The organism is Colwellia sp. MB3u-4 (assembly GCF_014077065.1).
Classification (GTDB): domain Bacteria; phylum Pseudomonadota; class Gammaproteobacteria; order Enterobacterales; family Alteromonadaceae; genus Cognaticolwellia.
In genome coordinates this window covers 1-250 of sequence record NZ_JACGVE010000056.1, presented here as the reverse complement: position 1 = coordinate 250, position 250 = coordinate 1, and the positions used below count along the sequence as shown (strand labels likewise).

1 protein-coding gene is annotated in these 250 nt (G+C 38.8%); it reads right to left on the bottom strand.

What is annotated here, in order from left to right:
* On the bottom strand, positions 1-250 hold a 250-nt coding region (locus H4J61_RS02285), incomplete at both ends, for a transposase (protein WP_182183305.1).

Below are 250 nucleotides of genomic sequence, written 5' to 3'. Positions count from 1 at the left end.
ACTTCTTAACTTCTCAATGTTATGAACAAGGCAATACAGTTGCCATTGAGTATTCACTTTTTCTTGTCCGCGCAACGTGAATTTATTCATGCCTTTATTGACGGTAATATTGCCAAATACAGGTTCAATTGCCCCTAATCGTTTGCTGTATTGTCGTCGTCCAATAGGACTGTCTATTTTTACCTTCATTCGGTCGCTATGACTGATATTTTGTCCCTTACCTAGTAAAAATTGTACTTGTCGACCCGTC